The following is a 24,902-nucleotide window of genomic DNA, read 5'->3' on the forward strand; positions in this document are numbered from 1 at the left end:
AGAAAAGGCCCCGTCGGAGCAATCCGGCGGGGCCTCTTTCATGGCAGCGCTGTCGAGGTCAGATCTACTCGTCATCATCCATGCTAGGCACCGCCACAGCGTGGAAGCCGGCATCCACATGCAGCGTTTCACCCGTGCAGGAAAAGCCGAGATCGCTCAGCAGGTAGAGCGCGGCGCCGGCGACGCCTTCCATTTTGGTGTCCTGCTTCATCATCGACCATTCGCGGCCGGTGCGCATCAGGGCCTTGCCGCCGGAAATGCCGGCCATGGCGAGGGTGCGCATCGGGCCGGCCGAGAGCGCGTTGACGCGGATGTCCTTGGGGCCGAGGTCGCGCGCCATATAGCGGGTCGAGGCCTCGAGGGCCGCCTTGGCGACGCCCATGACATTGTAGGACGGGACGACACGTTCCGAGCCGAGATAGGTCAGCGTCACCATGGCGCCGCCATTGGGCATCAAATGGGAGGCGCGCTTGCCGGCATCGACGAAGGAGAAGGCCGAGATGTCCATCGCCCGGCGCCAGCCCTCGCGGGTGGTGTTCTCGGTGAAGGAGCCGACCAGCTCGTCCTTGCCGGCAAAGGCAATGGCATGGACGAGGAAGTCGATCGTGCCCCACTTGTCTTCCAGCGCCTTGAAACAGGCATCCATGGAAGCGTCATTGGTGACGTCGGCCTGAACCATGAAAGGCTCGCAGGGCAGGCTCTCGACCAGCGGACGGACCCGACGCTCGAGCGCTTCATCCTGGTAGGAGAAGGCAATCTCGGCGCCCTGGGCCGCCAATTGCTGGGCAATGCCCCAGGCAATCGAGTTCTTGTTGGCCACGCCCATGACAAGACCGCGCTTGCCCTTCATCAGCTCGCCGGCCGGAAACACCGTATCGCTCATCGGGAAATCCCCTTCTGGATCAGATGACGTCTTTTACGACGCTTTAGATTTTTTCGAAAATGACCGTTCCATTGGTGCCACCGAAGCCGAAGGAATTCGACATGGCGGTTTTCAGATCGGCGTCGCGAGTTTCGGTAACGATCGGCAGGTTCAGCGCCGCAATGTCGGGATCCATGTCGAAGACATTGATCGACGGGGCGACGAAGCCGTTCTGCATCATCAACAGCGTGTAGATGGCCTCATGCACACCGGCCGCGCCGAGCGAATGGCCGGTCATCGACTTGGTGCCAGAGATCATCGGCGCGCTGTCGCCGAAGACTTCCTTGACCGCTTCCATCTCCTTGATGTCGCCGACCGGGGTCGCGGTGGCGTGCGGGTTGAGATAGTCGATCGGCGTTTTCACCGTTTCCATCGCCAGCTTCATGGCGCGCACGGCGCCTTCGCCGGACGGGGCGACCATGTCATAGCCGTCGGACGTGGCACCGTAGCCCGTGACTTCGGCGATGATATTGGCGCCGCGTGCCTTGGCCCGCTCATATTCTTCCAGCACCACCACACCGGCGCCGGCACCGCCGACGAAACCGTCACGATCCTTGTCGAAGGCGCGCGAGGCCTGTTCCGGGGTGTCGTTATACTTGGTCGACATGGCGCCCATGGCGTCGAACAGGTTGGAGAGGGCCCAATGGATCTCCTCGCAACCGCCGGCGAACATGACGTCTTGCTTGCCCCACTGGATCTGTTCGGTCGCGGCACCGATACAGTGCAGCGAGGTCGTGCAGGCCGAGGTGATGGAGTAGTTCACGCCGAGAATCTTGAACGGGGTGGCCAGCGTGGCCGAGGCCGTCGAGCTCATCGCCTTGGGCACCGCAAACGGGCCGATCCGCTTGGGACCTTTCTCGCGGGTGATGTCCGCGGCATTGACGATGGTGCCAGCGGACGGTCCGCCCGAGCCCATGATGATGCCGGTGCGGTGGTTGGAAATGTCGTTTTCATCCAGACCGCTTTGGGCAATGGCCTGTTCCATGGCCATATAGTTCCAGCCGGCGCCTTCCGACATGAAGCGGTAGACGCGCTTGTCGACATGGGCGGCCGGATCAATGTCCGGCTTGCCGCCGACCTGGCAGCGGAATCCGAGCTCGGCGAAGCTTTCCATGCGGCCAATGCCGCTCTTGCCGTTTTTCAGGGACTCGGTGACTTCCGCAGCATTATTGCCGATCGGGGAAATCACGCCGAGACCGGTAATGACAACACGACGCATGAGGCTCTCCTGGGTCAGGCCATTTCGCCGGGCTTGAACAGGCCCACGCGCAAATCCTTGGCAGTATAGATGGTCTTGCCATCGACTTCGACACGGCCATCACCAATGGCCATGATCAGGCGGCGCTGGATGACGCGCTTGAGGTCGATGACATAGCGGACGGTTTTGCAGTCCGGGGTGATCTGGCCGGTGAATTTCACCTCGCCCACGCCCAGGGCGCGACCCTTGCCCGGATTGCCCTTCCAGCACAAGAAGAAGCCGACCAGCTGCCACATGGCGTCGAGGCCGAGACAGCCCGGCATCACCGGGTCGCCCTTGAAGTGGCAATCGAAGAACCAGAGGTCGGGCTTGATGTCGAGTTCGGCGATGATCTGGCCTTTGCCATGTTCGCCGGTTTCGTCATCGATGTGGACGATACGATCCATCATCAGCATGGGCGGCGCGGGGAGTTGCGCATTGTCCGGTCCCCACATCTTCCCATTGCTGGAGTCGATCAGGTCATTGTAGCTGAAAGAGCTTTGGCGTTCAGTCATGTAGCCGATCAGTTGCGCCGCGTGTGAAGGCGCATGGCGATCACCGGGCTGGTCACGAAAACCCGGCTGGCCATGGTCAGCCGGAAAGATCAGGGCAGAGCGGTATCATGGGCGACGGAGGGGCTCAAGGCGGGGTTGCCGTCCCCGTCAGGCCCGGTTTCGCTGTCCAGCTCCTGCGGATAGACGCCCCACAAGGTGTGGGGGCGTACCCAGCCGCGAAATCCCTGGGCCTCGACACGGCACCAACCGGTCCGGCAGCGTTCCAGCGAGAGGATCACGCCGGGTTCGGCGACAGCCTCGATTGGCGAGCTGTTGCTGTCCCGGGCGTGCAGCGGCGTTTCCTCGAGCGTGTAGACCGAGCGACGGCCTGACAGGATCGAGCGATGCATCCAGGTCACCTCGCCCTCCGGGTCGCGCACCCGGCGCCAGTCCGGCGTCTCCGCGATCACTTCCATCGGAAGGCCGGCGCGCAGATAGCGCCACGCAATCGGATGCTGCGAGGACGGGCCCGAACGACCATTTGCGACATCCACTTTCAGGGACACAAAGCGAGGCACGGCTTGTCCTGAAGGTGTCGCCGTGTGCTCCGTTTCCTGGCTAAAGGCGGGTCCGACAAGAGCGAGGCCGCTCAGCAAGAGGGCGGTGATGGTAGCGCGAATCATGCGGGACTCCTTCGCCTCCAGTGGTGCGCCGCTTCGGTGAATAGGGGGTAAATCCTCGCCGATTCTTGCAGAGTCGAGAAAACGTGTCGAGCTGTGGGGTGAAATTGCGCCGCGCTTGCCTATATCTTGGGGGAATACTCGCCACGGAAGTGTCTGCGGCGGGTCCATTGGGAGGGGAAGCATGAGTTTTCGTCTGGCAATAACCAGTGCGGCGGCGTTCTTGGCCGCGGGCGGGGTCGCCGCCAACATCACCGAGCCGGCTTCGGCGCAGGGCAACGAGATCGCGGCCACTGCGACGGACATGGGTGACGGTATCCATATGATCTCGACCGGTGTGGCGGGCAATCTGGCTCTCCTGACTGGCGATGATGGCGTGGTGATGATTGATGATCAGCTGCCCAATACCGGTTCCGTGATCGAAGGCGCAGTGGTCGAGATTGCCGGTGAAGGCGCGCCGCGTTTCATCGTCAACACGCACTGGCATGGCGACCATACCGGCGGTAACGCGCATTTTGCTGACCAGGGCACCACGATCGCCGCTCATCATAATATCCGGAGCCGACTCGAGGCCGCCGATAATGACTGGATCCAGCCCTCGACCCTGCCCATCCTGACCTTCGGGCAGGACCTCACCTTCCACATGAATGGCCAGACCGTGGAAGCGGTCCATGTGCCGGCCGCCCACACCGATGGTGACGCCTTCGTCTATTTCCGTGAAGCCGACATCCTGCATATGGGCGACACTTTCTTCTCCGGCCTCTTTCCCTTCATCGACCTGAATTCCGGCGGCACGGTCGATGGCTATATCGCGGCGATGGAACGCGGACTCGAGCTTGCGAGCGACCAGACCCGCATCATTCCCGGCCATGGCCCGCTATCCGGCAAGACGGAGCTGCAGGCGGCACTCGACATGCTGCGTGAGGCGTCATTCCGGGTACGGACCCTCGTCGAGGGTGGCGCTGATCTCGAGGCCGTGCGGGCGGCGGAACCGCTCGCTGACTTCGACGCGGACTGGAGCTGGCGCTTCATCACCACCGAGCGCATGGTCGAGACGCTTTACAACGACGCCGTAAGCACGGGCTGATTGGGGCTCGCTGCGGCGTGAAGCGTCTGACGAAGAGTTAAAGCGTCAATCAGCTTCCTGTGAGGTCATGGCGTTCACAAAGGATGCCATGACACCGACCCCACCCCCGCCGGCTCCGCGCGAGTCGGCCGCCAAAACGCACCGCTTTCGCAAGCCGCTCGGTTTCGCTGCCGGCCTTGCGGCGGGCGTGGCCCTGTGGCTGATCATCACCCTGGTCACGGACAGTCCGCTCCTCGGCATTCTTTTTGGCCTGGCCCCGGGCATCGCCATCGGCCTCGGCCTGCAATTGACCGCGCGACGCTAACCCGGCTCACCACAGGCCGTACATTTCGGGTCCTTGTCCAGCTTGACCGTCCGGCTCTCCATCGACAGGCCGTCGAAGAGGTGGATGCGGCCGTCCAGGGTCTGGCCGGCGCCGCAGACATGCTTGATGGCTTCCAGGGCCATCATCGAGCCGATCACGCCGGTCAGGGCGCCGACCACGCCGACGCGGGCGCAGGTTTCGGCGTCCGGCGGGGTTTGCGGCACCCAGCAACGATAGCAGGGGGTGTCCGGGCGGGCGTTGAACAGGGAAACCTGACCATCCCAGCGCCCGACAGCGCCGGAGATGAGCGGCTTGCCCGTGGCCAGGCAGGCCTCATTCACCGCGTAGCGCGTCGCGTAATTATCGCACCCGTCCAGCACCAGGTCGGCCTTGCCGATCAGGCGTTTGGCGTTCTCCTTGTCGAGCGCCTTGATGACCGATCTGACCTTGGTGCCCGGATTGAGCGCACGCAGGGCGCGGGCCCCGGTCTTGGCCTTGGCCGTGCCGATATGGCGGGTCCGGAAGATGATCTGGCGCTGCAGATTGTCCACGGTCACCGTATCGGCGTCGATCAGGCTGATCGTGCCAATGCCGGCGGCCGCCAGGTAGAGCGCGGCGGGGGCGCCCAGGCCTCCGGCGCCGATAATGGCGACATGGGTCCGGGCCAGCGCCTGCTGGCCGGGTCCGCCGATCTCCTTGAGAACAAGATGGCGGGCGAAGCGGTCGATATCGATTTCGGCAGTCATGCCCCCTTGGTGACGGGATTGGCGGTTTGCTTCAAGGGGGATAAGCGCCTGATTTTTGTGATCGACGCTCAGAAGGCTTGTTCACGGCGCGAACAGGGGCAATCTGGCGCCATGTCCGTCCCTGCCAATTCCCCCCTTCCCGCGCCGGCCTTGTCCGAACATCAGGAGCGCCTCCTCGACTGGTTGTCGAGCGCCCGCCCGAATGTTTTCCTGACGGGCCGCGCCGGCACCGGCAAGACCACGCTGATGCGCGAATTCCTGCGCCGGGCGGGGCCGCGGGCGGCGGTGATCGCGCCGACGGGCGTGGCGGCGATGCAGGCGGGTGGTCAGACCATCCATTCCTTCTTCCACTTCCCGCCGCGCATGATCGGCGCCCGCGATATCCGCAAGGTGCGCCATCGCCGCGTGGTGCAGGCGCTGGAAACCCTGGTGATCGACGAAATCTCGATGGTCCGCGCCGACATGATGTGGGCGATCGACAAGGCGCTGCGCCTCAATCGCGAGCGCAATGAGCCCTTTGGCGGCGTGCAGCTGGTCCTGGTTGGCGATCTGGCGCAATTGCCGCCAGTCGTGCAGGGCGCCGAGGCCGAATATCTGGAATCGACCTTTGGCGGGCCCTTCTTCTTCCACCCGGACAGTTTCCGCGATGCCGGCTTCTCCTATGTCGAGCTGGAGCAGGTCTTCCGCCAGACCGACAGCTATTTCGTCGACATTCTCAACGCGATCCGCGACGGCGATCTCGACAGTGACAAGGCCGCCGATCTCAATGATCGGGTCACCGGCCGTTCCGGGCTGGAGGCCTCGCTCTCCCATATCGTCCTGACCGCGACCAATGAGACCGCCTGGCGGATCAATCAGGCCCGACTGGAAGGGCTGCCGACCTCGCACAAGGCCTTCGAGGCCAAGGTGGAGGGGCAATTCGACCAGCGCCTCTTCCCGGCCGAGGAACCGCTCGTGCTCAAGATCGGCGCGCGTGTCATGTTGACCCGCAATGACCCGCAGGGGCGCTGGGTCAATGGCACGCTGGGGCAGGTGGAAGGCTTTGACGAGAAGGCGGTGCGGGTGCGCATCGGTGATGTCGTCCACGCCATCGAGCCGCAGAAATGGGAGCGCAACGCCTATGCCTTCGACCCTGAAAAACAGGCCCTGACCAAGACGACCGCGGGGGCTTTCACCCAATTCCCGCTCCGTCTCGCCTGGGCGATGACCATCCACAAGGCCCAGGGCCTGACGCTGGACAAGGTCTATCTCGACCTCGCCCGCCGCCTGTTCGCCCACGGCCAGGCCTATGTCGCCCTGTCCCGGGCGCGTTCGCTGGAGGGGTTGGAACTCTCCCGCCCGCTGACGCCCAACGATGTCATCTCCGATCCGCGGATATTCGACGTGACAGCGTTTTGTGATCCGGCGCCAGCGAGTGTCGGGGCGTGATGAGTCTCGTGCAGAGCGCCTCGGTTGTTTGTGGGGCTAGGCCAGCCGATGGCATCTACTCTATGCGAGGAGCGTACTGCGAGGCCGCCATTCTGCGCGCAGTTGCAAGCGTTAAATGAACATGATCCAGATAGATGAGCTCTCCTTCGCTTGAAAAGGCACTACAGCGACCATCGGGGCAAATTACCTCGGAAACTGCCCAAACTGTAACGTCCTCGCGGCCGGAGGCGGCGGCCCAACTCATCAGCTCTGATTCCAATTCGAAAAAGTTATAATTCAGATAGTCGTTCAGTTCATGAGCCAACTCGGCACCCCGCGGGCTCTCAAGTAAAGTCGCCGGACTTTCACTGTACACTGGTCGTGGCCCAACAATGATAACCGATTTGCCTTGGTCCAGTAGGTACTGGGCTGTCGAGGAGATCTCATCGAAATTGCTGTTGCCCCAATTTCCGGTCAGTACAACGGTCGAAACTTCCGGGTTCGACAACGCTCCAAACCTTCGTTGGTTAAACTCCCGGCATCCACGCGGCTCATACGATGGAGGTGTCGGGTATATCGGCATGCAACCGGCTTGGCTGGCCATCCCAACAGCGACATCCGGCATGAGCGCGCGGGTCGCGGCGTAAGCTTCCCGCCCAACACTGTCGCCTAAAACGACGATTGCTGGTGGCGCTGTCTCCGGCAGGCAAACGGACCAATCAAGTTCGCTTATAGGTGCCCGACCAGAAATCTCGCAGCGGCCAGGCGCCTCGTCGTACTGCGACCACTGAGCCCAGAGCTGATTGATTCGCCGCGGTATCGATCCGTGGCGCTCAAGCACCGCTTGCAGTTGCTGGGATTCCGACTGGCCTTCCGCTCGCATCGAAGTTTCGGTTACCGGTGTCGCGACCAAACTGCCTTCAGGGCTCGCCGCATCTTCTGCCGCTTCAGGGTGAATCCGACTGTTCAAAGCCCATAGGTGCGCCGCGCCCACCAAGCTCGCAACACATAGTCCTACCGCCACGGCTGCCTTGCGAGCCTTCTGGTCGGCGGGTTCTTTCGCCTGGAAGCGAAGGGGTGTTTCAATGAAACGGTACAGAAATTCGGCCGAGATGAAGATTGCGGCAAAAAGAACAATGTACTGAGTGGGGGAGAACTGAGCGCCGTACAATAGCCGAGTGAGAACAATGATCGGCCAATGTACCAAGTAGAGAGAATAGGCGCGCGTGCCGATATAGGTCATTGGCGCATTCCCGAGGACCAGCAAGGATAACCTGCTTTGAACTGCAAGCAGGACCGCAAATGAACCGATCGTCGGAAGTAGCGCAGCGACAGCGAAATTGTATTGTTGGCCATTGGCAAAAAGAAAGGCGGTGCCAATTCCGATAAGCCCTGAAGCGGTGAGTGCGGAGCCGAACACGGGCATGGCGGACCAAATTTGCCAGTTGGGAAGTCTGTGAAATGCCGCGACGCAAGCTCCAAGCGCAAACTGAAACGCGCGAGTGGGAGCAAGGTAGAACATTGCAGAGGGGTGGTTCTGCAGAACAATCCAGGATGAAAGCGCACCCAAGATGAATATAGCAGCAAAAATCATGACGCGCGACCGGTCGCTCAGGCCAAACAATGCGCTCAATAATATTGGCCAAAACAGGTAGAACTGTTCTTCGACGCCCAGCGACCAAGTATGTAGAAAAATGTTGGTTTGCGAGGTGTCTTCGAAATAACCGGAGTTCAGCCAAAAGAATATATTCGAACTTGATATAATCGCGTAAAGACCAGTTTGAGAAAAATCCATCAATCGACTGCTTCCAACAATAAAAATGGACGCCAGCAACGAAATGGAAACCACGACCGCAAGCGCAGGAAAGAGCCTTGCTAGGCGGCGAGTATAAAACTCAAAGAACGAGAACCGCCCAACTTCAGAAGATTGAAATATGATCCGGGAAATAATATACCCAGAGATGACAAAAAACACATCCACGCCGACAAAGCCGCCCGGCAGCGCCATGTAATTGAGGTGAAAAACGAGCACGCCGACTACCGCTACGGCACGTAAGCCATCTAGAGGCGCGATGTAATGTGATTTCGTGCTCGACATTAGGAAAATAGCTTTAAAAATTAGGGTGTTCCAAAAAGTCTCTCTCGACCATAAGCGGCTTGATCCAAGCGTTCAACAACTCATTCTAGCCTAGACAAGCCCCCCTAAGCGCAGGGCGCTGTGGTGGCTGCATCCAAAATCTAGGCCTAGCCAATTTTCCTTGGGTTGGTCTAGATTTTCGCTCCGTTTGGTCGATGATTTACGTCTCAAACAGCGCCGTCGACAGATAGCGCTCGGCGAAGCTCGCCAGGATCACCACGATGGTCTTGCCGGCCATGTCGTCGCGTTTGGCGACCTCCAGGGCGGCTTTCAGCGCTGCGCCGGAGGAAATCCCGCCGGGCACGCCTTCCAGCCTGGCGGCCTCGCGCGCAAAAGCGAAGGCGTCATCATTGGAGACGGTGACGACTTCGTCGATCAGGTCGGTGTCGAGAATGTCCGGCACGAAGCCGGCGCCAATGCCCTGGATCTTGTGCGGGCCGGGATTGCCGCCGGAGAGGATGGGGCTGTCGGTCGGCTCGACGGCGACGACGTGGAAGCCGGGCTTTTTCTCTTTCAGCACCGAGGCGCAACCGGTCAGCGTGCCGCCCGTGCCAACACCCGAAATCAGGACATCGGCCTCGCCGGCCGTGTCATTCCAGATTTCCAGTGCGGTGGTCTTGCGGTGGATTTCCGGATTGGCCGGATTGGCGAACTGGCTGGGCATGACGGCGCCCGGTGTGGCGTCGATGATCTCCTGGGCCTTCGCGATGGCGCCCTTCATGCCCTTGGCGGCTTCGGTCAGAACCAGCTCGGCGCCGAGATGGGCCAACAGTTTGCGGCGTTCGATCGACATCGACTCGGGCATGGTCAGGATCAGGCGGTGACCGCGGGCGGCGGCGACGAAAGCCAGACCGATGCCCGTATTGCCCGAGGTCGGCTCGACCATCACGGCGCCCTCGCCCAGCTTTCCGGCGGCTTCCAACGCGTCGATCATCGCCACGCCGATCCGGTCTTTCACCGAGGCCAGCGGGTTGAAGAATTCCAGCTTGGCCAGGATGCGAGCCTTGGCGCCATGCGCGTCGGCGAGCTTTTTCAGCTCGACCAGCGGCGTATTGCCGACCGTGTCGGCGATGGAGGCATAGATGCGGCCGCGGCCGGGTGTGTCGGTCATGTTGTTTCTCCGTTTGCGGCCAATGTAGGGAGGTGGCGGCCAAGCGCCAGTGACGTATGTGTCACTTCGTACCTGTCGAGCCGAAACCGCCTGCCCCGCGTGTCGTCTCATCCAGCGTCTCGGCCACTTCCCAGACGGCCTGGGTGACCGGGGCGATGATCATCTGGGCGATACGGTCGCCGCGATTGACGACGAAACTGGCCTTGCCGTGATTGATCAGATTGACCCGGATTTCGCCGCGATAATCGGCATCCACCGTGCCCGGCGTGTTCACACAGGATATCCCGTGCTTGGCGGCCAGTCCCGAACGGGGGCGGACCTGGGCTTCATAGCCAGCTGGCAAGGCGATCGCGATCCCGACCGGGATCAGCCGCCATTCGCCCGGCGGGATGGAGACGGGGGCGTCGGCAGGCACAGCCGCGCGCAAATCCGTGCCGGCGGACTGGGGCGTTTCGTAGGCCGGCAGCGCCAGGCCCTCATAATGATCGAGCGGTTTGATCTTCACGGGCACGGTCGACATGGCGGCATCCTGGCTGGCGAGTGATGGAACGCATCAAAGCCAAGCCCGCCTGATTTGGCCAGTGCCTGACGCGCTAGCCGAGCGCCGTGGCAATGCGGGCGGCCAATTGCTCGGCGATCCGGCCCTTCTCGGCCCGGTCCCAGGCCTCGCTCCCCGCCTCGGTGACCAGCAGGACGGCATTCTCGGCCCCGCCCATCACATCGCCGGAGACATCATTGGCGACGATCCAGTCGCAGCCCTTGCGCTTGCGCTTGGCGATGGCGAGGGCTTCGACATCATGGGTTTCGGCGGCAAAGCCGATGACAAGGCCGGGGCGTCCCGCTTTTAGTTGAGAGATGGTTTTGAGAATGTCCGGGTTTTCGACCAGCGGCAGGCTGGAGAAGCTGGCCTTGTCGAGCTTGAGCTTTCGGTCGGCGGGCTCGGCCGGGCGCCAGTCGGCGACCGCAGCCACGGCAATGAAGACATCGGCCGGCAAGGCGGTTTCGACCGCCGCCAGCATGTCGCGGGCCGTTTCGATATGGATGGTCTCGACGCCGTCTGGGTCCGGCAGGGCCGTTGGTCCGGCGACCAGCGTCACGCGGGCACCCAGCGCAGCGCAGGCCGCGGCGATGGCATACCCCTGCCTGCCCGAAGAGTGGTTGGAGATGAAGCGGACCGGGTCGATCGGTTCACGCGTCGGTCCGGCCGTGATCAGGACGTGGCGGCCGGTCAGCGGCTCAGTCATTCAGCAGGCGCTCCACAGCGTCGGCGATTGCATCAGGCTCGGCCAGGCGGCCCGGCCCAAACTCGCCGCAAGCCATATCGCCCTTGTCCGGGCCGACGAAGTGAACGCCATCGCCCTGCAAGGTCGCCAGATTGCGCTGGGTCGCCGGATGCTCCCACATCCGAACATTCATCGCCGGCGCCATCAGGACCGGCTTGTCGGTCGCCAGGAGCGTGGTCGAGGCGAGATCATTGGCCAGACCGGTCGCCGCCTTGGCCATCAGGTCGGCGGTGGCCGGTGCCACGACGACGAGATCGGCCGAGCGCGACAGTTCGATATGACCCATCTCCGCTTCGTCGGTGAGGTTGAACAGCTCGCCATAGACCTTGTCGCCAGACAGGGCGGAGACCGAGAGCGGCGTGACGAATTCACTTCCCGCGCGCGTCAGGATGCAGCGACTGGCAATGCCGCGCTTGCCGAGCGTCCGGATCAGCTCCAGCGCCTTGTAGGCCGCAATGCCGCCGCCAATGATCAGAAGAATGGACTTGTCGGCCACGTCACGCCTCCGCTGATGGTCCCGTACAGGTAAACCGTCGGCGGGGATTTCCCAAGGGTTTCAGCCGGTGAAGGTCAGCTCAGTCGACCAGATGCCGGATCTTGTGGACGTCCGAGGAGAGTGCGGCGCGCTTGTCCATGATGTGGCGGTAGAAGGCGCCCATGGAGAGCTCGATGTCGTAATGCGTGATGCGTGACAGGGCGGTAATGTCGTCGGTCTTGAAGCTGCGGCGGTCGGCCATGGCCAGCTCGACGATGCGGGCGAACATGTTGGAATAGGCTGCCGTATAGACATGAGACGGGAATTCCAGCTTGGCATGGCGTTCGCCCATGCCCTCGGTGGCTTCGTAGTAGTGCTCATCGAAGCGGGCCGAGAAGAGCTCGTCACAATGCGCCAGCATGCCGGCGCGCAGATAGGTGACATTGTCCGCGATCTCGAAATAGTGCGCGACGTCCGGATTGCCGACTAGATGGTCGAAGACCGTCTCCAGTGCCTCTTCCGCATACTTCATCAGGCGAGGCTTGAGGTGCTGCACACGGTCGATCACATCTTCGTCGATGCGAAAAAACTCGCGCTGAAGGCTGCGTGCCTCTTCAGTCATGATGAAATCCCTTGCCATGCATGGCATTTGGACAGGTGTTTCTTTCGATTTTGTGTAAATCGGAGCGAGATTTTAGCTAAATGCCAGCATAGCAGCAGCGCCAAGTGCGGCCGCACCGGCCAGCCAGGCCAGTCGCAGGAACCAGGGCCGCAGCTTCGGCCCGCCGCCGAGCGACAGTTTTCCGGCCTTCAGCTGGGCGCCAACATCGGCCCAGTCATCGATCGCATCAGGCAGTCGGCGCATGGCATCGTGCAGACGCGTCAGGTCTTCGCCGAGATCGCGAATCCGTCCTTCCGGACCCAATTCCCGCTTCATCCAGGCTTCAACGATGGGGGCGGCTGCGCCCCACATGTCGTGTTGCGGGTCGAGCTGGCGTGAAACGCCTTCGCACTGGACCATGGTCTTTTGCAGCATCACCAATTCCGGCCGCAGGCGCATGTCGAACAGATCAGTGATCTCGAACAGCTGAAGCAGGACACGCGACATCGGCACCTGATCCGCGGTCTTGCCGAAGATCGGCTCGCCGACGGCCCGCAGGGCGCTGGCAAAATCCTCGACCGAATGGCGCGCCGGGACATAGCCGGCGGCGAAATGGGCGCGGGCCGCTGCCATGTAATCGCGGGTGAGGAAGCCGTGCAGGATCAGGGCAAGGAAGCGCCGCTCGGCCCGGCCGATCCGTCCCATGATCCCGAAATCGACCGCCCAGACCGTGTCGTCAGTGCGCGCGAAGAGATTGCCGCCATGCATGTCGGCGTGGAAGACGCCCCGGTCGAGTGCGGTGGCGAGAAAGGCGCGGGTCAGGCGTGTGGCGAGGGCGGGGCGGTCGATCCCGCTTTCGATGATGGCGTCCATATCGGACAGGGCAATGCCGTCTATCCATTGTGTGACCAGGACCCGACGGGTCGAGCGCGTCCAGTCGACCGTGGGGATATGATAGCCCGCGGCGACAGCAGCCGCCTCCCCCAGCTCAGAGGCGGAGGCGGCTTCCAGGCGCAGGTCGGTCTCGACGGTCAGTGAACGCGAGACCGTCTCGACGAATTTCTTCGGCTCCAGCCGGCGGCTGGCCGGGGCAAAGCGTTCGGCCAGGCTGGCGCCGAGTGTGAGCGTGCGAATATCCCGCGCAATGCGCTGTTCGATGTCCGGCCGCAGGATTTTGACGGCGACGACCGCGCCATCCGGTGTGGTCGCCTTGTGAACCTGGGCGATCGAGGCGGCAGCCACGGGCGGGCCGAATTCGCTGAAGGCGTCGTTGACCGGCATGCCGAGTTCGTCGGCCAACACGGCTCGCGCCTCCTCATCACCAAAGGCCGGCATACGATCCTGCAGGCGGGCCAGGCCGCGCGCGAAGCGCTCGCCGATAACATCGCCGCGCGTGGCCAGGATCTGGCCGAATTTCACATAGGACGGACCCAGTTTCTCCAGCGCTCTGGCAAGGCGTTCACCCGGATTTTCGGCCAGGTCACGGCGTCGAAAGACCCGCATGACAGCCCCCGCCCAGCGGGCCGGGGCGGGATAAAGTGACTGGTACTCGGCCGGCAGGATGGCGTCATGCCGGGCGAGGGTCAGTCCGGCGCGCAAAAGGCGCCCGAAGGAAGCGAGGCTGTCAAACATTGAATGTCGGTTTAGTGTTCTTGGTGGAACTTGGCGAGCGTGGCGTGAAGTCGCGCCGTCTTTCGGCTGCTCCTGGAGTGGTTTGTCGGGGGAATGATGATTTGAAGCACCGGATTGAGTTTGACCGCGACCGGCAGCTGGGCGTGGTGCGGTATAAAGGCGAGGTGCAGCCGGAAGATCCCGCCCGGCTGATCCGTGAACTTGTCGCCAGGCCGGGTTGGACGCCTCGCTGTGACCGAATTGTCCTTTATGACGATGCGGATCTGGGTGAGTTGACGGCCTCAAACTTCAAGCGAACCGCCGCCCTGCTGCAGCCAGTCATTGCGCAATTTTACGGTCAGGCCCCCAACTTTTCCGCGCATGTTTGCGGCAATGCCCTGCAGCGCAGCTCGCTGGAATACTGGATGGCGCTGGGGTCGGCGATCTACTCGCCGCCAATGGCGCTGTTTGAAACCCGTCGCGAGGCGGAGGCCTGGCTTGCAGACCAACGCGCTGCGCTCGAAAAGCGCTAGGCCCAGCCGACATGCAGGGCGGCGATGCCGCCAGAGAAATTCGTATAGCTGACCCGGCGGAATCCGGCGGTGCGAAGCTCGTCCGCGAAATCGTCCTGATTGGGAAAGCGGCGGATCGACTCGACCAGGTATTGATAACTGTCGCGATCCTTGGCGACGTAATGGCCCAGCTCCGGCATCACATTGAAGGACCAGGCGTCGTAGATCTTCTCCCAGGCGCGGCTGGTCGGGCGTGTGAATTCCAGGCACAGGAAGCGCCCGCCCGGCTTGAGCACGCGGCGCATTTCCTTCAGCGCTGACGCGCGGTCGGTAACATTGCGGATCCCGGTCGAGATGGTGACGCAATGGGCCGTGCGGTCCGGCAGGGGCAGGCATTCCGCATTCCCGGTGAGCCAGTCGATACGGCCTTGCTCGTGCGGCTTCAGCCCGCGCTTCACGCCGGCCCGCAGCATCTGCTCATTGATATCCAGCACGATGGCTCGGGCTTTTCGGTCGCTGCTGCGCCGTTCGGCGATCGCATCAGCCTTGGCCAGGAAGCTGCGGGCCAGGTCGCCGGTGCCGCCGGCGACGTCAATGTGCAATTCGCCCGGCTGCGGGTTCGCGCGAGTCATCACCATGTCTTTCCAGACCCGGTGAATGCCCAGCGACATCAGATCATTCATCAGGTCATAGCGTCGCGCGGACCGGTCGAACACGCCGCGCACAAGCGAGGCCTTCTCCTCCCGTGCCACATCGGTGAAGCCGAAGGAGACGGTCTCGTCGGATGATCCCGATCCCGCGTGTCTGGTCTGGGTGATGCTCATAATGGCCAACATAGCCACGGACGACCCTGCGGCAAAGCGATGACGGCGGTCCTTCTTGTCGCAGGGGCGTGTCCGCGCGCGCACGAACTGGGCACTCGCCGATCTGAAGCGGCCGGACAGCGGGACCTGGTCAGGCCCTAATCATCACAGCTGACAGACGGGAGGCGGTGTGGTCAAACCTGTGACCTCACCCAGGTGGTCACGACAGATGGGACGCCGAGCCTGCCCGGGGAGACAATAAGGTGGCCAATTGAATATGAACCGGTATCACATCCAACATGCCCGAGCTTCCTGAAGTCGAAACAGTCCGCCGGGGCCTGATCCCGGCATTGGAGGGGCGCCGCTTGCTCGCGGTTGAGGTCAATCGCCCCAATCTGCGCTTTGCCTTCCCCGACCGTTTTTCCGAGCGACTGACGGGGCAAAGGATCGAGCGCATCGACCGGCGGGCCAAATATCTCTTGCTGCGTTTGGATGGGGGCGAGACGATGATCGGCCATCTCGGCATGTCCGGGCGTTTTTCGATCGAAGTCGACGGGGCGGAGGCGCAGCCGGGCGATTTTGTGTACGCGGCGCCAGCCAAGCCCAAGCATGATCACGTCGTGTTCCGGGCCGAGGGCGGGGTCGTGGTGCGCTATAATGATCCGCGTCGCTTCGGCTATATGGACCTGTTCCCGACCGAGACCGAGGCAGGGCATCCCGTGCTCGCAGCGCTTGGGCCGGAGCCGCATGGGAATGATTTCTCCGGGCCCTACCTGTCGACAGCCCTGGCCGGACGGCGCACCCCCATCAAGGCGGCCCTGCTGGACCAGTCCATCGTTGCCGGGCTGGGCAATATCTATGTCTGTGAGGCTTTGCACCGTGCTGGCATAAGCCCGCGGCGGGCGGCAGCCTCTATCCCCGGCGTGCGCGCCGAGCGGCTCGCGACTGCCGTGCGCGCAGTCATTGTCGAGGCAATTGAAGCGGGTGGTTCTTCGCTCAAGGATTTTGCTGCCACCGATGGCTCGCTCGGCTATTTCCAGCACCGTTTCCGGGTTTATGACCGGCTCGGAACGCCCTGCCCGTCGGATGGATGCAGCGGTGCCATCCAGCGTATCGTGCAGTCAGGCCGATCGACCTGGTTCTGCAGTACTTGCCAGCGCTGAAACATTTTGGGCGGGAAGCGGGTCAGCCGTTTCCCGCTAGCCAATCGGCCGGGTGCGGCTAACCTGCCCGCATCTTTCGATTGTCTGTTTGAGGAAACTGCATGTCAGCCCATTCCCTTCTGCGTCGCGCCGTCTCCGGCACGCTCGGTGCCGCCCTGCTTGCCGGCAGCGCCCTGTTTGCTTCGAGCGCCCTTGCCCAGCCCCCAGATTATTCAACCCTCGAGGCCGATCCCGCGATCTGGCATCTCTCCGATGCCGATTCCGACGTCTATATCTTCGGGACCTTCCATATCCTGCCGGCCAGTCTCGATTGGCGGACGGATGAAGTCGAGGCGCTGCTCGCGAGCGCCGATACGCTCTACCTGGAAGCCGATGTGCATTCGCCGGAGTCCCAGGGCCAGATGCAGCAACTGGTCATGCAGTACGGCCTCAATCCGCCTGGCGTGACCCTTTCCTCACTCCTGTCAGACGAAGCCAATGCGGCGCTCGCCGAGTTTGCGCCAACGCTGGGCGTCGCGCCGGCCATGCTGGAGCCGATGCGGCCCTGGCTGGCCCAGGTGATGCTGGCGGTGACCCAGATGCAGGCGCTGGGTCTTGACCCTACGGCCGGCGCAGAGTCGGGCCTGCTTGCGTTGATCGCCGGCGGCGACACGCAGTTGGGCTATTTCGAGACTGCCGAGGAGCAGATCCGCTTCCTCGCAGGTGTTCCTGACGACGTGCAGGTGCGGGCATTTGACCAGGGACTCGAGGACATGGCTGACCTGCCGACCCAGCTCAACGAGTTGGTGACGGCCTGGGCGACTGGCGACATGGCGGTGCTGGAAGACATGATCAATGGCAGCATGCGTGAGGATGCGCCGGAGGTCTATGAGACCCTCATCGTGACCCGCAACCATAACTGGGTGCCGCAGATTGCCGAGATCATGGACGGTGAGGGCACGGTCTTCATCGCGGTCGGAGCGGCGCACCTGCCGGGCGAGGACGGCGTTATCCATCTCCTGCAGGAAGAGGGTTACACCATTACCCGTCAGTAAGCGGCTCGATGCCGGGTGACTCAAACAGGGCACCCGGTATCGACGCTCGCTTCCGTCTGCGTTATAGCGGCGCGGCTTTTCCGCGCGGGACCTCCGCGCCGTCAGATGGAGCACCGAAATGGGCTACAAGACGATCCAGTACAAAACCGAGGGCCGGGTCGGCGTCATCACGCTGAACCGCCCGGAGGCACTCAATGCTCTGTGCGACGAGCTGACCACGGAATTGGCCGCGGCCCTGGCCGCCTGCGAAGCCGATGACGAGATTGGTTGCGTTGTCCTGACCGGCTCGAAGAAGGCCTTCGCGGCCGGCGCCGATATCAAGGAATTGCAGTCGCGCGACATGGTTGGCCTCTACAATAAGGACCCGTTCGCGGAGACCTGGGAGGCCGTCGCCCGTTTCCGCAAGCCGATCATCGCTGGCGTGTCCGGCTATGCGCTCGGCGGTGGCTGCGAGATTGCCATGATGTGCGATTTCATCATCGCCTCCGAGACCGCCAAATTCGGCCAGCCCGAAATCAATCTGGGCGTCATGCCGGGCGCTGGCGGCACCCAGCGCCTGCCGCGTGCGGTCGGCAAGGCGAAAGCCATGGACATGTGCCTGACGGGTCGGATGATGGATGCCGAGGAGGCCGAACGTGCCGGCCTGGTCTCGCGCGTCGTTCCGGTAGACGATTTCATGGACGTGGTCATGGAAGCGGCCGAGGCCATCGCCGCCAAGTCCCTGCCCGTCGCCATGATGACCAAGGAGACGGTAAACCGTTCCTTCGAGGTCGGCCTGACCGAAGGCGTTCGCTTCGAACGCCGGGTGTTCATGTCACAGTTCGCGCTTGAAGATCAGAAAGAAGGCATGGCGGCCTTCGCCGAAAAACGGGCTGCACATTTCAAGCATCGCTAGGCGGCAAGACACACAGGGCGGTTGACGCCCAGCCCGCAAGGGCCTATACGCCGCCGCTCACGGATTTCGCCGGGAACATCGTCCCGGCCGCATGAAGAGGTTTACATCCATGGCCAACACCAACTCGGCCAAGAAAATGGTCCGCAAGATCGCTCGCAAGACGGCCGTCAACAAGGCGCGTCGTTCGCGTGTCCGGACCTTCGTCAAGAAGGTCGAAATGGCGATCGTCTCCGGTGACCAGGCTGCTGCCAAGACCGCTTTGGTCGAAGCTGAGTCCGAGCTGATGCGTGCTGTCGGCAAGGGCGTCTACCACAAGAATACCGGTTCGCGGAAAGTCTCCCGCCTGTCGGCCCGCGTGAAGTCGATGTCGGCCTGATCCGACCCGCTTTACGGACTGCAATTCTGATACGCCCGGGGCACAAGCCCCGGGCGTATTTCTTTGTGCACTTGCATCACCCGGCGCGGTGATCTCTTCGCACTTGCCGCACGATGAGGTTTACGGAAATAATCTGCGTACGGAGGGTTGCCAAACCGAGTTGGAGTCGTTCCACAGGTCCCGAATTCAGGTGCACAGGGTTCACAAAAACGACCACATGAATTGTCATTAATGTGTCACAAACTCCAAGTTTCGGTCCGGTCACGGATTTCCCGTGTCAAGCGAAGAATCTCGGATTTTGGAAGCTGAATCATGTTGACCAAAACCGGCCTCGGAGTAACCTCAGGGCTTCTGAGGGCGACTATTCCCATGCGGAAAATTTTCCGGAAGCTGCACGACTGGGTGGAGTGCTGCGAGCGGGGGGATTTTGCCAAAATTACAAACACATAGCTTTCGCATTTGCGAGAGAAAAACAAAAGTGTGACCGACGATGGCATTTAACAAACTGGCTGTTTCCGAGGCTAAGGCGGCGACCATAGAGGGGCTCGACGCCGGGGGTATTTCGGCGATCTGGCGCAAGGTCCGCGCGCATCTTCGCGAGGAGTGCGGGCCGGCTTTGTACTCGCAGGAAATTGCCCGTTTGCGCGTCCGCCTGGCCGAAACCGGTGCCCTCGTCATTATTGCACCGAGCAGTTTCAATCGGGATTGGGTGGAAGATCATTGGGGTGCCCGAATTCGCGCACTTTGGGCCGAACTCGACCCGACGCATCGCGAGATTCTCCTGGTGTCCGAGGGGGAGCGTGAGCCGCAACCCCTGGTCGCGGCGCGCCCGGCGGCGCCGGCGCGTTCGGGAAGACCAGTGCGGTCCCAGCCTGACGCCGATTCCGATGACGCCACCGATGACTCCCTCATCGATGCCCGCTTCACCTTTGACAGTTTTCGCGTCGGTCCGGCCAATGAAGTCGCCGCCGCAGCAGCACGGACCATGGTCGGTGCCGCGACGCCGCCCTTCAACCCGGTCTTCTTCTACGGCGATTACGGGGTCGGCAAGACGCATTTGCTCCATGCCGTCTCATCCGCAGTCCAAAACACGTCACGGCCCCGCAAGGCGCTCTATCTGACGGCCGAGGAATTCCTGTCCGGCTTCGTGACCGCCATGAAGGCGCGTGACACAATTTCCTTCAAGGAGACCGTGCGGGGTGTCGACGTCCTGCTGATAGACGATGTCCACTTCATCGCCGGGAAGCCCAAGACCGAGGATGAATTCCTGCACACGATTGCGGCGCTGGTCGCCGAGAACAAGCAGGTAGTCCTGGCCTCGCACAAGCCGCCGGCCGAATTGCAGATGCAGGATGAGCGCCTGCGCTCCCTCCTCACGGGTGGCCTGTCCTGTCCCCTGGGAAAGCCGGACCTTGACCTGCGCCGCCAGATTCTCGACTGCAAGATCGCCCAGGCGGCCTGCCACTACCCGACGTTTGATGTTTCGGAGCCCGTGCGAGATTTTCTCGCCGCTCGCATCACCTCCAGCCCGCGCGAGATGGAGGGTGTGCTCAATAATGTTATCTGCCGGACCGCGCTGATCGGTCAGCCCGTGACGATGGAAGTGGTATCAACAGCGTTGCGCGAACTTTCACTGAGTTCCGAGCGCCGCCTGACGGTTGATGAAATCCAGAAGGTTGTGGCCACGACCTTCGGCATCACACCGGCGGATATCTGCTCGAAACGACGGACCCAGTCGGTCGTGCGCCCGCGTCATATCGCGATGTATCTGGCCAAGACTTTGACGACACGTTCCCTGCCGGATATCGGCCGACGTTTCGGCGGTCGCGACCATTCCACGGTCATTCACGCGGTGAGCAAGGTGACCCAGATGATCGAGGCCGGAGACCCGGTCGCGGATGAGATCGACGCACTGACGCGCGAACTGCAGGGTTGAAGGCTCCGCAGGATTGACGGAAATTCGCGTTAACGCTGGATAAATCTCTTGCGAATGCGCGAATTCATGTATCCTCTTTGACCCATCCCGAACGGATCGGGCGATTTGCGTCCGGTGCCGTCAAGACAAACAAAGATCTTCGCCGTAGATGCGGGTAGCTGACGCAGAAGACGTTGAAAGCGGAACGCGAGATATGAAGCTGACGATCGAGCGCGCGACGCTCCTCAAGGCCTTGGGCCACGTTCAGGCCGTGGTCGAGAAGCGCAACACCATTCCGATCCTGTCGAATGTGCTGATCTCGGCCGGCCCCGACGGGGCAAGCTTTGCGGCGACCGACCTGGATATCGAAATCCTCGAAACGACGGATGCGAGTTGTGATGGCGAAGGTCTGGTCACGGCTCCGGCCCATACGCTCTATGACATTACCCGCAAGCTTCCCGATGGCGCCGATGTCACGTTGGAGTTGAATGGCGGGGACCCGCGTCTGACCCTGAAGGCCGGGCGTTCAAGCTTCTCGCTGCCGTCCTTGCCGCCGGGAGATTTTCCGGTGATGCCCACCGAGGACCTTGAGCACAGCTTCTCGGTTCCCGCACGCGAGTTGGCCCGTCTTATCGACAAGACCCGATTTGCCATCTCCACCGAGGAGACGCGCTACTATCTCAACGGTATCCACCTGCACGCAGCCGAGCAGGATGGTCGCAAGACCCTGCGCGCCGTGGCCACGGATGGCGTCCGTCTGGCGCTCGCCGAAGTGGATCTCCCCGAGGGGGCCGACGGCATGCCGGGCGTGATCGTGCCGCGCAAGACGGTTCAGGAAGTCAAACGCCTTCTGGAAGACGCCGATGAGGATGTCGAAGTCTCCGTTTCCGAAGGCAAGATCCGGTTCCGCCTTGGAAAGGCTGTGCTGACGTCCAAGCTCATTGACGGGGCTTTCCCGGATTATGAGCGGGTTATTCCGCGCGGCAATACGCGCCTGATGTCGGTCGAGAACAAGCGCTTTGCCGAGGCCGTGGATCGTGTGGCCACGATTTCGGTCGAGAAGTCTCGCTCGGTGAAATTGTCGCTGGGCCCCGATGCCCTCACGCTTGCAGTCAACAACCCGGAAAGCGGGCAGGCCGAGGAAGAGCTCGCCGTGTCCTATTCGGATGAAGGTTTCGCGATCGGCTTCAACGCCCGCTACATGCTCGACGTCGCCTCCCAGATCGAGGGCGATGAAGCCCGTTTCCATTTCGCCGACGCCGCCTCGCCGGCTCTGGTCACCGATAGTGGTGATCCGGACGCGCTCTATGTGCTGATGCCGCTGCGGGTGTGACGGGCGCCGCCGACACCCCAAGACCTGACACACCGCCGCCGGTTCCGCCTGCGGCGGTTCGTCGTTTGCGCCTGACCGGGTTTCGCAGTTATGCCGATCTCGATCTGGAGCTCAGCGCCGCTCCGGTGGCCTTGTTTGGCGAGAATGGGGCCGGCAAGACCAATTTGCTCGAGGCTTTGTCTTTCCTTGCGCCGGGGCGTGGTCTGCGTTCGGCGGGTGCAGATGGCGTGGCGAGAAAGTCCGGCAATGACGTGGCAGCGGAATGGGCGGTCTTTGCCGAGGCTGACACACGGGATGGCGGGTACCGGCTGGGTGTCGGAGCGCGGGGCAGTGCCCGGCGAGAAACCCGGATTGATGGTGAGCCCGCGGCCCAGAACGCGCTTGCCCGGCTCCTGCCCATGATCTGGCTGACGCCGGCCCAGGATCGGCTTTTCGCCGGCCCGCGCGCTGACCGTCTGAAATTCTTTGATCGCCTGGTCCACGCCGCCGATCCGGCCCATGCCGACGCAGCCACCGCTTATGAGAAAAGCCGTATGCGGCGCCAGCGCCTGCTCGATGAGGGCGGGCAGGATCCGGCCTGGCTCAGCGCCATCGAAGTCGAGATGGCCGGGCATGGCGTGGCCATGGCGGCCGCGCGCCTGGATGCGTTGATTCGGTTGCAGGGCGAGATCGACCAGCGCCCGGAAGGGGTCTTTCCTCAGGCCGACCTCGCGCTGGATGGCGCTGTGGAGGCCGATCTCGCCGACGGCCTCACTGCGGGCGAGGCCGAGGACCGTTTCGTGCTGGCGCTACGCGAGGGGCGTCGCCGTGATAGCGCTGTCGGGCGCACGCTCACACGCGGCCCGCACCGGACCGAATTGCTGGCGCGACACCGCGGAAAGGACCAGCCAGCCGGCGATTGTTCGACCGGCGAACAGAAAGCGCTCATCCTGACATTGGCCTTGGCCCAGGCGCGGGCTCTCGGTCGTCAATGGGGCGTTGCCCCGCTGCTATTGCTCGACGAGGCCTGTGCCCATCTTGATGCGACCCGGCGAGAAGGCCTGGCCCGTGAAATCCTGGCCTCGGGCTCTCAGGCCTGGCTCACCGGTGTGGAGCGTGTGCTCTTTGAGCCTTTCGGTTCACGGATCCAGTATGGCGAGGTGGAGGCGGGGCGTATCGACCTGGTCTGACAGCCGCCGCCGGCCACCCGGTTTCCGTGACCTGGATCAGGCCGGGAGCGCGTTCGCATCCGATGCAGTCTCCGCGTCCTGATGGGCCTCATCGGCATCGCGATGCGCATCGACAATGGCGACCAGGAGCCCGGCGCCGGCATCGACGGCGATATGGATCAGAATGGCTGGCCACAGCGATCCGCCAATCAGGAAGACGGCTGTCATGAATACGGTGATGGGCAGGATACGCAACATGCCGGACACGCCCTGATAGGCATGCGCCACCAGGAAGACGCCGACAACGATCAGCGCTGCGACCCAGACCGGCATGGCCAATGCCAGGGTGGAAATCAGAAAGCCGCGGAAGATGATCTCTTCGGTCACCCCGGCAGTGATGGACAGGCCTTGAAAGCCGATATGTTCTGCTGTGGTGCGTGGGCGGATCAGGTCGAAACCCTCGGCCTGGGCGAAATCGGCGCGTAGCTTGATGCGGGTGGCGCGATCCAGCGCTGTGGTGATTGCGGAATAGAACAGATAGGCGATTGAGGCCGCGGCGAGGCCCCAGACCAGCCAGGCTTGCCAACCGGTCGGAGATGTCAGGCCCATGTCGGCCAAAGGCTGACCCGACAGACTCCAACAGACCAGGCAAACCAGGCACAATCCCCACAGAGAGGCGGCTGTATTGCGATACTGGGTCATTGTGGAGCCACGTTTGCGCTCCGGATTGGCCCGGTATATCAGGTCTCGGGCGATCCCGATCAAAATGACGAGGGCGGCGGCACCGAGGCCGACGAGAAGCGCGGGGGATTGGACCAGTATTTCCATGATTATACTCCCTGTCTGGCTTGACCGCCGCCGGATCGGCATGCGATCAGTGAGATACGTTATGCGAATGCGAATTCGCGTTCACATTTAGAGGCGAGATTGAGATGAGTCAAGGCGTGCGACCAACACGGCAGGCGCGTTCGCGTGAAACCCGGGACAAGCTGGTGCAGGCGCTCGATACCTGCCTGCGTGAAAAGTCCTTCGCAGACATCACGATTGCCGAGCTGGCCGAGACTGCCGGCCTGTCCGTGGGGGCGGTCTATCGCCGATTTGAAAACAAGGATGCGTTCATCCCGGTCATTTTCGAGCTTTACCGGGCGCGCCTTGGCGAGTTCACGGCCAATGAGGGGCGGCTCGAGATCGATCCGGCGATCGGGTTGCGCGCGACGTTGCGAGCGGCTTGCGAAACCGGCTGGTCCTTCCTGCAGCGCGATGGATATCTGGTTCGCGCCGCGCACCTTTATGCCCGGATACGGCCCGACCTGGTCGGTGATGACTGGGAGGAGTTGTTGGAATTGGCGCGGGAATCCGGCCGCCAATTGCTTCGTTTATTCGGGGACGAGGTGAAGCGCTCCGACCCGGACGAGGCCGCGCAGATGTTCACCTATCTGATGAACACCCTGCCGATCGAGCGCGCCCTTTACCGCGAGGAAGGTGCTGCCGTCATCCTGACCATCCCCGACAAGCAGTTCGTCTCGGCCATCGCCGACACCATGTATGGCTATCTCACAACCGCCGACTGAGGCGAAGCTTCGACCTCCCGGCAGGTTTCAGTCTATAGCCGGATCTGCGCTGCACGC

General features: G+C 62.5%; 24 protein-coding genes and 1 pseudogene. 12 read left to right on the forward strand and 13 right to left on the reverse strand.

Annotation, left to right across the window (positions count from 1 at the left end):
* Window positions 1-64 precede the first annotated feature (64 nt).
* The 4 genes from Q0X62_RS11895 to Q0X62_RS11910 all read right to left on the reverse strand — a co-directional run bounded on the left by Q0X62_RS11895 (window position 65) and on the right by Q0X62_RS11910 (window position 3,336).
* A complete protein-coding gene (locus tag Q0X62_RS11895) occupies window positions 65-883 on the reverse strand; it encodes an enoyl-ACP reductase (protein ID WP_297735935.1) in 819 nt (272 codons plus the stop codon).
* Window positions 884-926: 43 nt separating this feature from the next.
* Window positions 927-2,141, reverse strand: a complete 1,215-nt coding sequence (fabB, locus tag Q0X62_RS11900; RefSeq protein ID WP_297735938.1) for a beta-ketoacyl-ACP synthase I — start codon at window positions 2,139-2,141, stop codon at window positions 927-929.
* Window positions 2,142-2,155: 14 nt separating this feature from the next.
* A complete protein-coding gene (fabA, locus tag Q0X62_RS11905; protein WP_297735941.1) occupies window positions 2,156-2,674 on the reverse strand; it encodes a bifunctional 3-hydroxydecanoyl-ACP dehydratase/trans-2-decenoyl-ACP isomerase in 519 nt (172 codons plus the stop codon).
* Window positions 2,675-2,763: 89 nt separating this feature from the next.
* Window positions 2,764-3,336 carry an SH3 domain-containing protein gene (locus Q0X62_RS11910; protein ID WP_297735944.1) on the reverse strand — a complete coding sequence of 191 codons (573 nt, stop codon included), beginning with the start codon at window positions 3,334-3,336 and terminating at the stop codon, window positions 2,764-2,766.
* 181 nt (window positions 3,337-3,517) lie between these two features.
* Here Q0X62_RS11910 and Q0X62_RS11915 point away from each other — a divergent pair, with 181 nt between their 5' ends.
* Both Q0X62_RS11915 and Q0X62_RS11920 read left to right on the forward strand, forming a co-directional pair.
* Window positions 3,518-4,420 carry an MBL fold metallo-hydrolase gene (locus Q0X62_RS11915; RefSeq protein ID WP_297735947.1) on the forward strand — a complete coding sequence of 301 codons (903 nt, stop codon included), beginning with the start codon at window positions 3,518-3,520 and terminating at the stop codon, window positions 4,418-4,420.
* Between the two features lie 67 nt (window positions 4,421-4,487).
* On the forward strand, window positions 4,488-4,724 hold the full coding sequence (locus Q0X62_RS11920; RefSeq protein WP_297735950.1) for a hypothetical protein: 237 nt from the start codon (window positions 4,488-4,490) through the stop codon (window positions 4,722-4,724).
* Here Q0X62_RS11920 and Q0X62_RS11925 read toward each other — a convergent pair.
* Window positions 4,721-5,470, reverse strand: a complete 750-nt coding sequence (locus Q0X62_RS11925; RefSeq protein ID WP_297735954.1) for a HesA/MoeB/ThiF family protein — start codon at window positions 5,468-5,470, stop codon at window positions 4,721-4,723. The genes Q0X62_RS11920 and Q0X62_RS11925 overlap by 4 nt on opposite strands.
* A gap of 111 nt (window positions 5,471-5,581) precedes the next feature.
* Between Q0X62_RS11925 and Q0X62_RS11930 the strand changes: the two genes are divergently transcribed.
* Complete coding sequence (locus Q0X62_RS11930) at window positions 5,582-6,898, forward strand: AAA family ATPase (protein ID WP_297735956.1); 1,317 nt, start codon at window positions 5,582-5,584, stop codon at window positions 6,896-6,898.
* A 55-nt stretch (window positions 6,899-6,953) separates the two neighbouring features.
* On the opposite strand, the gene Q0X62_RS11935 is transcribed toward Q0X62_RS11930, so the two are convergent.
* From Q0X62_RS11935 to ubiB, 6 genes and pseudogenes are all read right to left on the reverse strand, one after another.
* Window positions 6,954-8,975, reverse strand: a complete 2,022-nt coding sequence (locus Q0X62_RS11935) for an acyltransferase family protein (protein ID WP_297735959.1) — start codon at window positions 8,973-8,975, stop codon at window positions 6,954-6,956.
* 199 nt (window positions 8,976-9,174) lie between these two features.
* Window positions 9,175-10,125, reverse strand: coding sequence for a cysteine synthase A (gene cysK / locus Q0X62_RS11940; RefSeq protein ID WP_297735962.1), 951 nt, complete (start codon window positions 10,123-10,125; stop codon window positions 9,175-9,177).
* Between the two features lie 61 nt (window positions 10,126-10,186).
* Window positions 10,187-10,645 carry a dUTP diphosphatase gene (dut, locus tag Q0X62_RS11945; RefSeq protein ID WP_297735965.1) on the reverse strand — a complete coding sequence of 153 codons (459 nt, stop codon included), beginning with the start codon at window positions 10,643-10,645 and terminating at the stop codon, window positions 10,187-10,189.
* A gap of 73 nt (window positions 10,646-10,718) precedes the next feature.
* Window positions 10,719-11,904: pseudogene (gene coaBC, locus Q0X62_RS15665) on the reverse strand (bifunctional phosphopantothenoylcysteine decarboxylase/phosphopantothenate--cysteine ligase CoaBC).
* 79 nt (window positions 11,905-11,983) lie between these two features.
* On the reverse strand, window positions 11,984-12,505 hold the full coding sequence (locus Q0X62_RS11960) for a protoglobin domain-containing protein (RefSeq protein WP_297735974.1): 522 nt from the start codon (window positions 12,503-12,505) through the stop codon (window positions 11,984-11,986).
* A gap of 72 nt (window positions 12,506-12,577) precedes the next feature.
* Entirely contained in the window at window positions 12,578-14,116 is a 1,539-nt protein-coding gene (gene ubiB, locus Q0X62_RS11965) for a 2-polyprenylphenol 6-hydroxylase (RefSeq protein WP_297735977.1), read from the reverse strand.
* A gap of 101 nt (window positions 14,117-14,217) precedes the next feature.
* On the opposite strand from ubiB, the gene Q0X62_RS11970 reads away from it, so the two are divergent.
* Window positions 14,218-14,628, forward strand: a complete 411-nt coding sequence (locus Q0X62_RS11970) for a hypothetical protein (protein WP_297735980.1) — start codon at window positions 14,218-14,220, stop codon at window positions 14,626-14,628.
* On the opposite strand, the gene Q0X62_RS11975 is transcribed toward Q0X62_RS11970, so the two are convergent.
* Window positions 14,625-15,431 (reverse strand): class I SAM-dependent methyltransferase, encoded by an 807-nt coding sequence (locus Q0X62_RS11975; RefSeq protein WP_297735983.1) that lies wholly within the window; start codon window positions 15,429-15,431, stop codon window positions 14,625-14,627. The genes Q0X62_RS11970 and Q0X62_RS11975 overlap by 4 nt on opposite strands.
* Window positions 15,432-15,709: 278 nt before the next feature.
* Here Q0X62_RS11975 and mutM point away from each other — a divergent pair, with 278 nt between their 5' ends.
* The 7 genes from mutM (at window position 15,710) to recF (ending at window position 23,295) form a co-directional block, all read left to right on the forward strand.
* On the forward strand, window positions 15,710-16,573 hold the full coding sequence (gene mutM, locus Q0X62_RS11980; protein ID WP_297735986.1) for a bifunctional DNA-formamidopyrimidine glycosylase/DNA-(apurinic or apyrimidinic site) lyase: 864 nt from the start codon (window positions 15,710-15,712) through the stop codon (window positions 16,571-16,573).
* Between the two features lie 101 nt (window positions 16,574-16,674).
* On the forward strand, window positions 16,675-17,607 hold the full coding sequence (locus Q0X62_RS11985) for a TraB/GumN family protein (protein ID WP_297735989.1): 933 nt from the start codon (window positions 16,675-16,677) through the stop codon (window positions 17,605-17,607).
* A gap of 118 nt (window positions 17,608-17,725) precedes the next feature.
* On the forward strand, window positions 17,726-18,502 hold the full coding sequence (locus Q0X62_RS11990) for an enoyl-CoA hydratase (protein ID WP_297735991.1): 777 nt from the start codon (window positions 17,726-17,728) through the stop codon (window positions 18,500-18,502).
* A 109-nt stretch (window positions 18,503-18,611) separates the two neighbouring features.
* Complete coding sequence (gene rpsT / locus Q0X62_RS11995; RefSeq protein ID WP_297735993.1) at window positions 18,612-18,878, forward strand: 30S ribosomal protein S20; 267 nt, start codon at window positions 18,612-18,614, stop codon at window positions 18,876-18,878.
* Between the two features lie 490 nt (window positions 18,879-19,368).
* Complete coding sequence (dnaA, locus tag Q0X62_RS12000; protein WP_297735996.1) at window positions 19,369-20,814, forward strand: chromosomal replication initiator protein DnaA; 1,446 nt, start codon at window positions 19,369-19,371, stop codon at window positions 20,812-20,814.
* 193 nt (window positions 20,815-21,007) lie between these two features.
* On the forward strand, window positions 21,008-22,126 hold the full coding sequence (dnaN, locus tag Q0X62_RS12005; protein WP_297735999.1) for a DNA polymerase III subunit beta: 1,119 nt from the start codon (window positions 21,008-21,010) through the stop codon (window positions 22,124-22,126).
* Window positions 22,123-23,295, forward strand: coding sequence for a DNA replication/repair protein RecF (gene recF, locus Q0X62_RS12010; protein ID WP_297736001.1), 1,173 nt, complete (start codon window positions 22,123-22,125; stop codon window positions 23,293-23,295). The genes dnaN and recF overlap by 4 nt, the downstream gene beginning before the upstream one ends.
* A gap of 36 nt (window positions 23,296-23,331) precedes the next feature.
* On the opposite strand, the gene Q0X62_RS12015 is transcribed toward recF, so the two are convergent.
* Window positions 23,332-24,102 carry a CPBP family intramembrane glutamic endopeptidase gene (locus Q0X62_RS12015; protein WP_297736004.1) on the reverse strand — a complete coding sequence of 257 codons (771 nt, stop codon included), beginning with the start codon at window positions 24,100-24,102 and terminating at the stop codon, window positions 23,332-23,334.
* Window positions 24,103-24,206: 104 nt separating this feature from the next.
* On the opposite strand from Q0X62_RS12015, the gene Q0X62_RS12020 reads away from it, so the two are divergent.
* Window positions 24,207-24,845: a TetR/AcrR family transcriptional regulator gene (locus tag Q0X62_RS12020; protein ID WP_297736006.1), complete on the forward strand. Its 639-nt coding sequence runs from the start codon at window positions 24,207-24,209 to the stop codon at window positions 24,843-24,845.
* Window positions 24,846-24,902: the final 57 nt, after the last annotated feature.

The organism is uncultured Maricaulis sp., from assembly GCF_947259345.1.
GTDB lineage: Bacteria > Pseudomonadota > Alphaproteobacteria > Caulobacterales > Maricaulaceae > Maricaulis.